13 protein-coding genes are annotated in these 12,985 nt (G+C 69.3%); 11 read left to right on the forward strand and 2 right to left on the reverse strand.

Going from position 1 to position 12,985, the window contains the following annotated elements; all coding sequences use genetic code 11:
• Nucleotides 1-170: 170 nt before the first annotated feature.
• From ACTWPT_RS24485 to ACTWPT_RS24525, 9 genes are all read left to right on the forward strand, one after another.
• Nucleotides 171-1,064 (forward strand): ABC transporter ATP-binding protein, encoded by an 894-nt coding sequence (locus ACTWPT_RS24485; protein ID WP_443179768.1) that lies wholly within the window; start codon nt 171-173, stop codon nt 1,062-1,064.
• Nucleotides 1,061-1,783 (forward strand): ABC transporter permease, encoded by a 723-nt coding sequence (locus ACTWPT_RS24490; protein ID WP_443179769.1) that lies wholly within the window; start codon nt 1,061-1,063, stop codon nt 1,781-1,783. Before ACTWPT_RS24485 ends, ACTWPT_RS24490 begins: the two co-directional genes overlap by 4 nt.
• A gap of 8 nt (nt 1,784-1,791) precedes the next feature.
• A complete protein-coding gene (locus ACTWPT_RS24495; protein ID WP_443179770.1) occupies nt 1,792-2,913 on the forward strand; it encodes a sensor histidine kinase in 1,122 nt (373 codons plus the stop codon).
• The gene (locus ACTWPT_RS24500) at nt 2,910-3,503 is read left to right on the forward strand and encodes a response regulator (RefSeq protein WP_443179771.1); all 594 of its coding nucleotides are present in this window, start codon (nt 2,910-2,912) and stop codon (nt 3,501-3,503) included. Before ACTWPT_RS24495 ends, ACTWPT_RS24500 begins: the two co-directional genes overlap by 4 nt.
• Before the next feature lie 118 nt (nt 3,504-3,621).
• Complete coding sequence (locus ACTWPT_RS24505; protein ID WP_443179772.1) at nt 3,622-5,502, forward strand: hypothetical protein; 1,881 nt, start codon at nt 3,622-3,624, stop codon at nt 5,500-5,502.
• An 8-nt stretch (nt 5,503-5,510) separates the two neighbouring features.
• Complete coding sequence (locus ACTWPT_RS24510; RefSeq protein WP_443179773.1) at nt 5,511-6,899, forward strand: hypothetical protein; 1,389 nt, start codon at nt 5,511-5,513, stop codon at nt 6,897-6,899.
• Between the two features lie 132 nt (nt 6,900-7,031).
• Complete coding sequence (locus ACTWPT_RS24515) at nt 7,032-7,628, forward strand: LGFP repeat-containing protein (RefSeq protein ID WP_443179774.1); 597 nt, start codon at nt 7,032-7,034, stop codon at nt 7,626-7,628.
• A 34-nt stretch (nt 7,629-7,662) separates the two neighbouring features.
• Nucleotides 7,663-8,187, forward strand: a complete 525-nt coding sequence (locus tag ACTWPT_RS24520; RefSeq protein WP_443179775.1) for a hypothetical protein — start codon at nt 7,663-7,665, stop codon at nt 8,185-8,187.
• 136 nt (nt 8,188-8,323) lie between these two features.
• Nucleotides 8,324-9,841, forward strand: coding sequence for a serine/threonine-protein kinase (locus tag ACTWPT_RS24525; RefSeq protein ID WP_443179776.1), 1,518 nt, complete (start codon nt 8,324-8,326; stop codon nt 9,839-9,841).
• A 4-nt stretch (nt 9,842-9,845) separates the two neighbouring features.
• Here the strand turns inward: ACTWPT_RS24525 and ACTWPT_RS24530 are convergent, their stop codons facing one another.
• Nucleotides 9,846-10,757 carry a hypothetical protein gene (locus ACTWPT_RS24530; protein ID WP_443179777.1) on the reverse strand — a complete coding sequence of 304 codons (912 nt, stop codon included), beginning with the start codon at nt 10,755-10,757 and terminating at the stop codon, nt 9,846-9,848.
• 107 nt (nt 10,758-10,864) lie between these two features.
• A complete protein-coding gene (locus ACTWPT_RS24535; protein WP_443179778.1) occupies nt 10,865-11,296 on the reverse strand; it encodes a DUF6294 family protein in 432 nt (143 codons plus the stop codon).
• A gap of 291 nt (nt 11,297-11,587) precedes the next feature.
• Between ACTWPT_RS24535 and ACTWPT_RS24540 the strand changes: the two genes are divergently transcribed.
• Nucleotides 11,588-12,571: a hypothetical protein gene (locus ACTWPT_RS24540; RefSeq protein ID WP_443179779.1), complete on the forward strand. Its 984-nt coding sequence runs from the start codon at nt 11,588-11,590 to the stop codon at nt 12,569-12,571.
• Entirely contained in the window at nt 12,571-12,936 is a 366-nt protein-coding gene (locus tag ACTWPT_RS24545; protein WP_443179780.1) for a GntR family transcriptional regulator, read from the forward strand. Before ACTWPT_RS24540 ends, ACTWPT_RS24545 begins: the two co-directional genes overlap by 1 nt.
• Nucleotides 12,937-12,985: the final 49 nt, after the last annotated feature.

The following is a 12,985-nucleotide window of genomic DNA, read 5'->3' on the forward strand; positions in this document are numbered from 1 at the left end:
GGCACTAATCCGGGAGGAATATGCATATATAAGGGGATATGTACTGAGTATAACTACCCCAACACACGCTTCATCGTGCGCCGCCGGAGGAGCCGCCTGACATTTGTCACATCGGGCTGGCTGACGCACGGCACTACACCCGCTCCCCCTCTCTCGACCAGCCTGGACGCATGGGAATCGCGCTGGAACTCAAAGCCGTGAGCAAGCGCTACGGCACCACCGTCGCGCTCGACGGCGTGGATCTGAACGTGGAACAGGGACAGACGGTCGCCGTGCTGGGACCCAACGGGGCAGGCAAGACGACGATGTTGTCCATCGCCCTGGGTCTCCTTGCCCCTGGGGAGGGAACGGCTAGGGTGTTCGACCGCCCGCCCACCGAGGCGCTCCAAAAAGGCGAGGTCGGAGCGCTGCTGCAGGATGCCGGGCTGCTGGACGACGTGCAGGTGGCGGAGCTGGTGACCGCGGTGGCCGGGATGTACCCGGATCCGATGCCGGTCGAGCGGGTGATGCAGGCGGCGGGTGTGGAGGAGCTCGCCGGGCGGCGGGTCGGACGGTTGTCCGGTGGGCAGCAGCAGCGGGTCCGGTTCGCCCTGGCGCTGGCCGGGGATCCGAAGCTGCTCGTTCTCGACGAACCCACCGTTGGGCTGGACGTCGACAGTCGCCGCGCCCTCTGGCAGGAGGTACGCGCCCGTACGGCGGCGGGCCGCACGGTCGTGTTCGCCACCCACTACCTCACCGAGGCCGACGACTACGCCGACCGGGTCGTGCTGCTCGCGGACGGCAAGATCGTGGCGGACGGGCCGGTCGACACCATCAAGTCCCTGGTCGGCGGTACGGAGGTCCACTTCGCGACCGACGGCGCTGACGTGAGCCGGTTCGAAGGGCTGCCCGGTGTTCGGCAGGTGCGCATGGAAGGACCTGCGGTCGCACTGCGCACGAGCGACTCCGACGCCACGCTACGCGCCCTGTTCGCGACGTTCGACGACATCCGGCACGTACGGACGGCGACCACCGATTTGGAGAGCGCTTTCGTCAGCTTGACCGGCAGGAGGCAGGGGCGATGAGGTCGTATCTGGGTCTGGAGATGCGGCGGGGGTTCAGGAACCCGGCCGGGCTGATCCTGCTGACCGCCTTCCCGGTGGCGCTCTACCTGCTGTGGACCAAGGTCCTCAACGTGGTGCCGCAGGGGCAGCACGGCGACTTCGCCGCCGTCACCATGGTGTCCATGGCCACGTACGGCTCGATGGGCGGTGCGCTGTTCATCGGCGGCGCCATCGCGCTGGAGCGGGGCAAGGGCTGGGCGCGGCAGCTCGCGGTGACGCCGCTGCCGGCGCACGGCTACGTGGTGGCCAAGCTGATCAGCGGGGCAACCGGGGTGCTACCCAGCATCGTCGTCGTGCTGGCCGCGGGGGCGCTGGTCGCCGGGGTACGGCTGCCGCTTTGGACCTGGCCGGCCCTGGTGCTGCTGATCTGGGTGGGTGTCATGCCCTTCGCCGCCCTGGGCATCGCCTTCGGCTACACGCTCAAGGGACAAGCCGCGAACCTGGCCATGATGGCGGTCTACTTCGGCCTGTCCATCCTGGGCGGACTGTGGCTGCCCGTGCAGCTGATGCCGGAAGGGATGCGAGTGCTGGCCGAGTACAGCCCGGCCTATCAGGCGGGATCGCTTGGCTGGCGGGCACTGGCGGGCGAGTGGCCCACGGGGACCGCCATCGGGGTGCTGGCCGCCTGGACCCTGTTGTTCGCCGCACTGGCTGTCTGGCGTTACCGTCGGGCTCTGTGATGGTGGGGATGGCGCCGAGGGACTTCGGCCGGGGCCGCAGGGCGGCTCGGGTCGGGGGCTTGGTCTGGCTGCTGTTGCTGGTCTGGCCGCTCTGGGCGCTGCTGGAGTCGGGTCCTGGGGCCTGGCGGGTGGTGTGGGCGTTCGGGGCGGTGGCGGTGTTCGCGGCCTGCTGGGTGGCCGTCATGTGGCAGATGTTCAGCGGGAAGAGGACGCTGCCGTGGGCTGTGGCCGGGCTTCTTGCCGCGGCGCTTTCCCTGTTTCCGGTGCTCGGGCCGCCTTGGGTGTACGTCTCTTTCGTGTTCGTCGTCAGCGCGCTGGCCACCTCGATGGAGGGTGTCGCGTTCGCCGTCGCGATGGCGGTGACGGCGGGAGTGGCGGTGGTCGCGCTGCTGGTGCAGGGGGTCTCGTTCGGGGGGATCTGGTGGGTGCCGGTCGCCATCGCGGCCGAGGCGGCGGCGGTGGACAGCATGAAGCGGATGGGGATGCTGCTGGCACGCCTGGACGCGGCCCGCGCCGAGGTGGCGCAGTTGGCCGTGGAGAACGAACGGCTGCGCTTCGCCAGGGATCTGCACGACATCCTGGGTCACACGCTGACCTCGATCATCATCAGGAGCCAGCTCGCCGCCCGGCTGGCCCGGACCGATCCCGATCGCGCGGCACGCGAGATGACCGACATGGAACAGGTCGCCCGTCAAGCCCTTGATGAGGTGCGGCACACGGTCGCCGGGTATCGCGCGCCTGCGCTGTCGGAGGAGCTGGACAAGGCGGCGCGGGGGCTGCGGATGGCCGGGATCGAGCTGAAGGTCTCACCCGCCGACGGGCCCATTCCCGCCGCCACCGAGACCCTGCTGGCCTGGGCCGTACGCGAGGCCGCCACGAACGTGCTGCGCCACAGCCGGGCCCGGCACTGCTGGATCGATCTGCGGGTGGACCAGGCGACCGCCAGCTTGGAGGTCCGCGACGACGGCTCCCCCGATGCACCGGCCGTACCGGAGGCGGCGCACACCGGTAACGGGCTCACCGGGCTGGCCGAGCGAGTCGCGGAGGCCGGTGGGCGGCTGGAGGTCGGCAGGCCGGCGGGCGGCGGCTACCGCCTCTACGCCCGGGTCCCATTGGGTGATGCCGCATGATCCGCGTGCTGATCGCCGACGACCAGGATCTCGTCAGGGGCGGCCTGGCCGCCCTGCTCGCCCTGGAGGACGACATCGAGGTGGTCGCCGAGGTCGGGCGCGGCGACGAGGTCGTCGCCGCCGTGGCCGAGCACGAGCCCGACGTCATCCTGCTCGACATCGAGATGCCGGGCCTGTCGGGTCTGGAGGTCGCCGAACGCCTGCGCGGCCGAAAGGTGATCATCGTGACCACGTTCGGCAGGCCCGGCTACCTCAACAGGGCGCTGGACGCGGGCGTGAGGGGGTTCGTGGTGAAAGATGCCCCGGTCACGGAGCTGACGGCGGCCGTGCGACGGGTGATGGCGGGCGAGCGGGTGATCGACCCCAAGCTGGCCGTCACCGCCCTGACCGTCGGCCCGAGCCCGCTCACCCAGCGGGAGGCCGAGGTGCTGCGCGCCGCCTCCGACGGCTCGACCGTGGCCGACATCGCCGGCAGGCTGTTCCTCACCGACGGCACCGTACGTAACTACCTGTCCTCGGCCATCGGCAAGACCGGCGCCCGCAACCGCGCCGAGGCCGTCCGCGTCGCCGAGTCCCGCGGCTGGTTGTGACCGGCCGCGGAGACGGAGTGAGCTGCGGACAATACGGACCTATTGGCTAACAGCCCCACTCGCCTGTGAAGCGAATTAAGCTCAAAGTGATCCCGATCACATGGGGGCAGCCCTTCACATGAGCGATCCCGATCAGAACAAGGCACCCGCGCCGCAGCCGCATCAGCCGAACCTCGGCAGATCGGTGAGGGAGGCGCTGATCAGTGCCTTGGCCGCCGCCATCGTGGGCGTGGTGCTGGTGCCGTGGATCAACCTGTTCCGCACAATGCCCCTCTACATGCAGTTGTGGCTGCCTGTGGGGATCGGGATCGCCATCGCGGCCCTGCTGTACATTCCGGCGTTACGCCGCTTCTACGAGATGTTTGCGAAGCACATCCGGTTGGGCCTGTTGGTGTTGGCCGGGGCGGGATTGGCCACCGGGGGCTGGCTGGTGTTCCACGTGGTCACAGCGGACGACCAGTGTCCGGCGCCGACAGAGCTGCGGCTGGTCACCGCACCGGAGAACGTGACCGAGCTCACCACGCGCACCCAGCAGTACATGTGGGAGAACCGGATCGATGGTTGCCCCTCGATCCGGCTGACCGTGGCGGTCGCGCCGCCTCCCGTCCACCTCGAGGACGCCTTCGCCAACAGGTGGGAGTGGCGGGAGGACCGCCGCGATCAGCCGTATGCCCGGCTGTACGACCTGCAGCCCGACGCCTGGGTCGCCACCTCGGCGGCCGAGGCCGACGAGCTCAGCGCGGGCGGGCTCAAGTCGGAGCAGGGCAACGCGCCGGAGGTCCGGGTGGGTCAGGATCAGCTGGTCCTGGCGATGACCGAGCAGCGGCGCGAGGAACTGGGCAAGCACATGGACGATCCGGGCCAGTACCCGTTCAAGAAGGTTTGGACCATCCTGACCGAGAAGATGGGCATGACGATCGCGCGTCCGTTCCCCGAGACCTCCATGGCCGCGCTGATCGGCACCAGCGACGTGTTCCACGGCCGTGACCTCCCCCAGGACAAATACGTCCAGGCCGAGCAGGAGCTCGTCGAGAACGGGCTCGGGGCGGACACGGTCACCTCGCTGCTGTGCGAGTTCGACGACCTCGCCGACGAGTCCCGGCGCCGGCAGACCGATCCCAAGGTCGCGCTGCTGGTGCCGGGTCACAGCGTGGAGGACTTCAATGCCGGGCGGGTCGAGGGCTGCGCGGGCACCGGCGAGAGCACGCACCTCATCGCGGTGCGTCATCGCGAGCTGAGCACGCTCGACTATCAGTACGTCAAGGTGACCTGGACCGGCCAGCGCTCGGCCGAACGGGAGAAGCTGGTCGACCACTTCGGCACCTGGCTACGGAACCACCAGCTCTTCCCCAACGTACCGGTGCTGAACGAGAGGAGGGTGGAAGAGGAAACCCTCAGTCAGGTCAATCAGCTGAAGACGCAGCTGCTGGACGAGTTGCGCCCGCAGCTCGACCTGCGGCTGATCGTCGACACGTCGGGATCGGCGGATCGTCCGGTACGCATCCAGGCCGCCGAGGCCCTGCGTGCCAACAGCAGAATGCTCGGGCCGCGCGATCGCGTCCAGGTGTTCGGCCTGCATGCGCAGACCAGGAACGGGCCCGCCGAGGTGACCGGCATCGCCCCCAGGAGCGCCCCTGAGCAGCTCGGCACCATGGCCGCGAAGATCGAGAACACCCCGTTCGACAAGTGGGACGCACCCGCCTCCGCCGGGCTCGCCCAGTTGGGCGCAGGCGACGAGGCGGTGCCCGCGCCCGTGGTGCTGCTGACCGATGGCCGCCTGTTCGACAACGAGGGCGGCAGCGAGGCGGCGACGGTGATCGCCGGGGCACTCGCGGACGCCTCCACCGTCTCGGGTCTGTACGTGGTCGTCTTCGGGCAGGATCGGTGCGCCGTGACCACGTTGCAGGGCACGCGGAAGCCGTACCAGTGCGTGACGGCGGGCACCAACGCGGAAGAGGCGATCACCCGGGCCATCATCACGGTGCGGGGGTGGCGATGAAGCTGCCGGTGAGCAGGCAAGGCCTCCTGGCGCTCTGCTGCGGGGCGGCACTGATGCTGCTGCTCCTGCTGTTGCAGTCCCGCGGCCCGGAGGGACCACCTCAACCCGCCCCGTCTGCGGCCGCGGTCACCCCGATCCCCGTGCCCTCCACGCCTCAGGAGGAATGCGGCGGCCACGACGGCGAACTGGTCGTGGCCACCGGCAACGACGTCAGCACGGGCAGCGTGCGGCGCGAGGTGTTCGACGAGTGGAACAACCTGCACAAGCCGGCCGCAGACCCACCGGCCAAGCTGCTGGAGATCTCCGGCAGCACCGACGTGCGGCGCGCCCAGATGGCGGCGCTGGCCCAGGCCGGCAGCTGCGAGTACGACGTGCTCGTACTCGACGTGGCGTGGGTGACCGAGTTCGCCAGGCACGGCTACATCCAGCCGATCGAGCTGGGCGATCAGGGCGGCCGCTTCCTGACCGGCCCGCTGGAGGCCGGGCAGATCGACGGGGAGCAGTACGGTGTGCCGTTCGCCGCCGACGCGCCGCTGGAGTACCGCCGGCTGGACCGGCAATCCGGCGGCTACCTGCTGCAGCTGGACGACAACGAGATGGGCACGATCAACTTCCTGGAGATGATCGCGCTTGGCGGCGGAAAGGTGCTCGACGGCGACGACATGACCAGGGTGGCCCTCGACGACGACCGCGACGACACGTGGGAAGCGCTGAGGTCGTCCAAGCGCGTGCTGTCCAGCCCGGAGGAGAGCGTCACCGTGCTGCGCGAATCGCTCCAGGTGGACGAGGATCGCAGCGTCGTGGCCTTCAAGGAGGGCAGGATCGGCGAACAGCCGGTGTCCTACATGCGCAACTGGCCGATCGCGTTCCACCAACTGGCGTCGGACCCGCGCATGCGTGGCCAGGACCTGAAGCTGTTGTTCGACGTACGCGCGCCTGCCGCGGAGGGTGGCGTGCTCGGCGGCTCGGTGCTGGCCGTCTCCCAGCACATCAAGCCGAACAAGCTGCGCCCGGCCCGGCGTCTGATCGACCGGCTCACCAGCCAGGAAGTGCAAGCCCGGCTGTTCGCCTGCGGCGGCTACAGCCCCGTGCTCACCGAGGTGTACGAGATATACGAGGCAGGCAGAGGGCACGCGTGCCCGCGCCAGGCCACCACCGACATCACCAGCGCGAGCCTGGCCGAGCTCGCCACGCTTGCCTCAGAGACCAGGGAGTCCATCGAACGGGCCGAGCCGCGGCCGAAGTCGCCCTACTACGCCCAGTTCAGCGAGATCTTCCGCCGGTGCGCACGCGGCGTCTGGGAGAACAAGGTGACGGAAGAGGAGTTCTTCTCGTCCGTCGGCGCTCTGGAGGCGGCGCTGAACGGCCGAGTGCCCGACGACCGTCCGCCTTGTTGAGCCGCCCCCCAGACGAGCGCTGAAAGAGCAGGCGGCTCTCAAGCCGCCGTCAAGTTCCGGAATCTCGGGTGAAAGTGGCTTGCCTTACATAAGTGGTGTCCCACAAAACCTCTCGTGAAAAGGACACCCCCCATGGGCCGCACAGCTTCCCGTTCACTCACCGGTCTTGCCGCAGCCGTGGCGACGGCCGCCGTCTGTCTCGCCGCGCCGCAAGCCGCATCCGCCAGTAGCGCGTGCGACGCATCTCTGGTGGCGCCCCAAGGCAGCCTCATCGGTGACCTGTGGCGCTCCAACGGGGGCGAGACCAGCGTGTTCGGCTGCCCGAACACCAAGGAGTTCGGCTACCCGGACAAGAAGGGCTCCTGGCAGCGCTTCCGCAACGGCAAGATCGTCTGGTCGCCCAACCTCGGCGGCGGCACCCTGGTCCGCGTCTTCCAGAAGGGCCAGAACATCGTCTTCAAGTGGAGCGGCCTGGGCCGTGACTGGGACTACTTCAACGTCCGCTGGAGCAAGGACGGCGGCAAGGCCACCCAGGTCCAGGTCGGCCGGCTGACCCCGTGGAGCGGCCAGTACCTGATGGCCCCGTACGTCCAGGGCGGCGTCGGCACCACGACCAACGGCCACGAGGTCAACAAGTTCGCCTTCATCGTCCAGGGCTGCGACAAGACCACCTTCGGCTCGGACTGCGGCCCGTGGAGCATTCCCACCTCCATCAGCCTCGCCCACTGATTCCGCCCTGACAGCCCTCAGCAAGGAGACACAGATGAACAACAGCTCACGTGCCCTGATCGGGATCACTGCGGCGGCGCTCCTGGCGCTGGCCGCGATGCCCGCCGCGTCCGCCACGGCCGCCGCTTTCGATGCCGGTTCCCTGCAGGCGCGGCCGGTCACCGCCGCGCCCACGGCCTGGGGCCCGTACTACTCTCCCGGCGCCAAGCGGGCCAAGGCGCTCGGCAGGATCACCGCGACCGGCGAGGACCACGAGGTCATCCCATCCGCCGCCACGCTGACGGTCTCCGGTAAGGTCTCCGACCTGACCCGCGCCTCCACCTGCGGGTGGGCGGTCTTCGGCATCGCCACTGTCAACTCGGCCGGCAACAAAGTGAGCTGGAAGCGGCACCACGTACGCACCTGCGCCTACCGCACACCCAAGACGTTCTCCTTCACCTACCACCGGGTGTACCAGGTCGAGCTGAAGGTCTGCGCAGAAGGCCGGGCTGCCGAACCGTCCATCCAGTGCACCGCAGGCAACCCCGCCTGGAAGACCATCTACATCTCCCCGCACTGACAGCCGGGAAGACCTCATCACGTGTCACTACAATCTGGCATGATCCCGGAGAATCACGGCGTGCCGGTGGCAGCTCGCCCCAACGTGCGTGGAGGAGCCCATGCCCGCTGGCCCGCTGGAGCCAGGAGACCCACGTGTGCTCGGAGCGTTCCAGGTCGTCGCGCGCCTGGGCGAGGGCGGGCAGGGGATCGTCTACGAGGGGCGGAGCCCATCAGGCGACCGCGTGGCGATCAAGGTCCTCAGAGGTGGCACCGATCCTGACACCCGCCGCCGGCTGGCCAGGGAGCTGGAGTCGGCCCGCCGGGTGGCTCCCTTCTGCACGGCCCGCGTGCTGGAAGCCGAGCCCGACAGGCCGGCTCCGTATGTGGTGAGCGAGTTCGTCGCGGGCCCATCGCTGCAGGAGCGGGTACGCGCGGACGGCCCCCTGCGGAACGGCGACCTCGAGCGGCTGGCGGTCGGCACGGCCTGCGCCCTCGCGGCCATCCACGGCGCCGGGGTCGTTCACCGGGACTTCAAACCCGCCAACGTGTTGCTCGGTCCCGACGGACCACGCGTGGTCGACTTCGGCATCGCCCGGCCACTCGACGCCAGCACGGCGCCCTCGACGATGTCGGGCACCCCGCCGTACATGGCGCCCGAGCAGCTCAAGGGAGAGCACGGGTCCCCCGCGGCCGACGTTTTCGCCTGGGCCGCGACCATGGTCTACGCCGCGACCGGCCGGGCGCCGTTCGGCAGCGACACCGTTGCCGCCGTCTTCCATCGCATTCTCAGCCAGGAGCCCGACCTTTCGGGCATTCCGCAGAGTCTGCGCGAGACTCTGGCCACCTGCCTGTCGAAGGATCCCCGGACCCGCCCCTCTGCTCGGTCGCTCGTGATGCGCCTGGTCGACCCCGGGGCCCCCACCGTCACGGTTCCCAACGTCGGCCCGGTCCCCAGCGCGTACGTCCCGCCGAACTGGCCCCCCTCCGGCCCGACCAAAGTGCTGCCGACCGAGTCTGCGCCCCGCCCGGCCCCCCTCCCCGCAGACGGATCGACGGTGCCGGCTCTTGGCCGCGCCGGCATCTCGGGGCAGGACACCTCCTCCGCGCCACCGTACGGCGAACCGATCACCCGGCGGAGGATGCGGCCGGCCCTGCCGTTGATCGCCATCACCGTGGCGGCTCTCGCGACGGCAGGTGTGCTGTACGCGAGAGGAACGATCGGCGGCTCGGCCGCAGGCGACGGGGCGACGACACCTGATACGTCCGCAGTCCGGGAATCGGCCTCCGGGGCGACCTCGACGTCGTCCCCGGAACCGGCCTCCGGGTCGACTACGGCAGCGCCCCCGGCCGGGACGGGCGGAATCCCCGAAGCCTTCGCGGGGACCTGGACGGGACGGGCAGTCTCACAGGACGACCGCAAGAAGGACGTCGAGGTCACGATCACCCTGACGGGCGGGCAGAGCACCGGGACGTGGGCGAACGGCGACTGCGAGCAGCAGGCCACACTGACCCGCGTCAGGAGCGAAACCGTGCTCGAGATGACCGTGGCGCAGCGGGATCAGTGCGTGGGCGGGGACATGACCCTCACGCTGAATGGATCCGGGACTCTCGACCTCGTGCGGCAGGAGGGCGCGGGCGCGCTGGAATACCACGGGAGCCTGCGCCGCTCCTGACCGCTCAGCCGGCGCGCGCGATCTGGAAGGAGTACGCCCCGGTCTTCGCCTCGCCCGACCTGACAACCAGCGCATAGCGCCCGTCCCCGCCCGAGAGCGGGATGTCGAACTCGTAGCCGCACAGCGGGATGGGCTGCCGGGCGTTGGCGACGCTCTTCTCGGCAGCGTCGACCAGTTCCAACTGAATGGCCGTGCATGCCCCCGCGCCCCCGAGGATCTTGATGGCCGTGGCGCCGTCCGCGTCGAACTCGAAGCGGTCGATCCGTCCGGGGACATCCAGCCGCCCGGCCCCGGCGGGGCTGCCCTCACCGACCTTCAGGCCGATCGCGACGGGAAACGTCCTGACCTTGACGGTCGCGATCCGGAAGCTGTACGTCCCTATGACGTTCGTGTTCCCCCAGACCTCCAGCCGGTGCCCGCCTGCCTTGGTCAGCTTGAAGATCGAAGTGCCGAAGCTCAGCGCGATGCTCGACGGGCCCAAAGGCTCGCCATCGACTTCGGAGAACACCTGTAACTGGATGTCGTCACCCTGCATGTCGGTGACGTAGAACTCCTTGGCATCGCCCAAGTTCAGGGTGAACGTGTCCTTCTGCCCCGCGCGGGTCAGCTCGGCCGAGACCGTGCTGCCGTCGGTCAGGACGCCCCCCGGCTCGACCGCCGCCGGGGACTGCCCGTTCTGGCCGGTCTCGGCCTGGGCCGGCGCGGTGTCAGCCTCAGCGGGCGCGCTCTCGGCCTGAGCGGGTGCGCTCTCTCTGGGCGCGGCGGTCGCGCTGCTGGTCACGGACGCGGGAGCGGTGTCAGCGCCCCTTGTCTCACCGCCGGCGAGACCGCATCCCGCGAGCGCCACCAGAGTGAGAACGAGGACGGCGCCGTACCGGCCCGGAGCGACCCGGCGCACCACAGGGAGATTCGTCATGTCAGCCATTCTTCGGAGCGCGCTTACAAGCCGATTGCCGGCAACTATCCCAGTTCTGGAGGTTCGGGGCCTGAGTACCCTCCTACTCAGTCCGACCGGGATCCAGCTCAGCAGTGCTTGCCCAGCGACATGCGCTTGACCAGGTCGAACAGGTCGGGGTCGAACTGCCCCTTGGCGATCCAGCGATAGGTCCGCCGATTGTGCAGGTTCTTGACGAACTTGGTGCTGGTGCTCCCGTAGACCTGAATGTCGCCGAGCAGGGCGCCGCGGCTGTCCTTCATGTGCGCCCACATCAGCCAGGCGTCCTCATCGCCCAGGCTGGAAACCGTGGCGTCCAGACGCGCCGTGCCGTTGGAGTACAACGTCCACGTGGCGCCGGGCTCGATCGTGCAGTACCCGGCCGACTGGAAGCCGCGCCAGGTGAACGTCTTCTGCTCCAGGGTGGCCGCTTCTGCGGACGCGGTGGCCGGGAGCGCCATGCCGAGGGCGAGGGCGGCCATGGTCGCGACTACCCCTGTGGTCTTACGGATCCTTTTCACGGGTTCTCCTCCTCAGACATTCATGTGTCATCAGTCGCATGGGGCGCAGGTGCGGATCGGTGGCCGACCGCTGCTTCGGGCTTCGTTGGATCACAGTCAAGGGCGAACTGCCTGCGAGCACCTTGCGTCGTGCTATCCGCCCCGCGCCGCAAGCGGCCCGCAACCGCCACCTCACCCAGGCGATGCCGGCCTTTACCGGCCGGGACGCAGCAGCCGCCGGCGGGCCTTGGCTGAGACCTTGTCGAAACTGTTAGGAGTGTTATAGTCAAAAGCAAACAGTTGGAGGTGGCCGTGACCCGTTTCGCCGACCCCGCCGCGCCAGGGCGCCTCCGTCGCCTGGCCTTGACGGCCGTTCCCCCGTTGCTCCTGCTGATCGTGCCCATGGCCTTGGTCGGTTTGTACGGGGAGCGTCTCCCCGACCGCGCCTACGTCGACAACTGGGCCGCCAACCCCGAGTACACGCTCACCTGGGAAGGCTGGATCTCAAGACACCGCTCCTCGCTCCTGTTGTTCGAAGCAGCGCTCGTCATCCCGTTCCTGCGCTACTGGCGCCTGCCGCAAATTCAGCGCGGCATGGTGATCTTCAGCTTCGTCGTCGGCGCGTCCTTTTCGGTGTCTGCCACGCTTTGGGTGACGACGCTGGTCGACGCCCCGGGCCCCACGGCCCGGCCCGCCTGGCACCTGGTGGTGGAGATCGCCGCGTCCGCTGTGGCGGCCGTGCTTGGCTACCTGGCGGCGGGTCCAGTGCCGTCGCCGCCGGAGGCGACCGACACACCACCGCCGGACGCGCCCGCCATGGCACTCGGCCCGTACCAGCGTGTCCTGTTCGTGACGTCGACCTGGTCGGCGCGCAGGCTGCTGGTCGCCGCGGCGTTGGGCGCGGTTACCGCGCTGACCCTGCCCATCGGTTCCCTCACATGGCAAGGAACGGCGTGGCTGGGACTGTGGACGATCTTAGAGGCGGCACAGGCGCGCACCCGCCTGCAGATCGACAGTTCGGGGATCACGGTGAGGGCCTCTTGGCTGCCCTTCCTGCGGCGGACGGTGCCCTACTCCCTGGTACGGTTCGCTGAGGCCAGAAGTGAGCCGCCTTCCGGGCGATTCAAGCTGGACGACAGTGCGGCCGGCTGGGGCATCGTCAGCGGGAAAGGACCCGTCCTCGTATTGTCGTTGAGTGACGACCGGTGGTTCGTCTATTCCACCCGCGCAGCCGAGAGCGCGGCCGCGCTGGTCAACGGATGGCTGAGCAGGCAACGACAGGGAGAGACGGCGTAATGCTGATCACCATTGATCCGGCATCGCCCCAGCCGCTCGCCGAGCAAGTGGCCGCCTCGGTCCGCGCCGCGCTCGCCAACGGCACGGCGGCGCCCGGGGACCGGCTCCCCTCGGCACGCAACGTGGCCGCCACCCTCGGCATCAACCTGCACACCGTCCTGCGGGGTTACCAGCAGCTGCGCGACGAGGGGCTGGTGGAGCTACGCCGCGGCCGGGCGGCCGTCATCACCGAAACGGCCGACCGGTTCCGGCTCCGGCTGGCCGAGGCAGCCGAAGAGTTCGCCAGGGTCGCGTTGCATGCCGGAGCTTCCGAGGAAGAGGCGCTCGCCGCAGCGCGAGAGGCGTTGCTCGCCATGCGCGGCTGATCCGCCTCGATGGTCCGCTGGATCGCCCTGCCGGGGCACTGGCTTGCGT

The sequence above is a fragment of the Nonomuraea sp. 3N208 genome (assembly GCF_052245935.1).
Lineage (GTDB): Bacteria > Actinomycetota > Actinomycetes > Streptosporangiales > Streptosporangiaceae > Nonomuraea.

Excerpts from the sequence above, each read along its gene's own strand:
- ACTWPT_RS24520 (WP_443179775.1), top strand. The coding sequence starts at position 7,663 with ATGAACAACAGCTCACGTGCCCTGATCGGGATCACTGCGGCGGCGCTC.
- ACTWPT_RS24545 (WP_443179780.1), top strand. The coding sequence starts at position 12,571 with ATGCTGATCACCATTGATCCGGCATCGCCCCAGCCGCTCGCCGAGCAA.
- ACTWPT_RS24505 (WP_443179772.1), top strand. The coding sequence starts at position 3,622 with ATGAGCGATCCCGATCAGAACAAGGCACCCGCGCCGCAGCCGCATCAG.
- ACTWPT_RS24495 (WP_443179770.1), top strand. The coding sequence starts at position 1,792 with ATGGCGCCGAGGGACTTCGGCCGGGGCCGCAGGGCGGCTCGGGTCGGG.
- ACTWPT_RS24500 (WP_443179771.1), top strand. The coding sequence starts at position 2,910 with ATGATCCGCGTGCTGATCGCCGACGACCAGGATCTCGTCAGGGGCGGC.
- ACTWPT_RS24490 (WP_443179769.1), top strand. The coding sequence starts at position 1,061 with ATGAGGTCGTATCTGGGTCTGGAGATGCGGCGGGGGTTCAGGAACCCG.
- ACTWPT_RS24515 (WP_443179774.1), top strand. The coding sequence starts at position 7,032 with ATGGGCCGCACAGCTTCCCGTTCACTCACCGGTCTTGCCGCAGCCGTG.
- ACTWPT_RS24530 (WP_443179777.1), bottom strand. The coding sequence starts at position 10,757 with ATGACGAATCTCCCTGTGGTGCGCCGGGTCGCTCCGGGCCGGTACGGC.
- ACTWPT_RS24485 (WP_443179768.1), top strand. The coding sequence starts at position 171 with ATGGGAATCGCGCTGGAACTCAAAGCCGTGAGCAAGCGCTACGGCACC.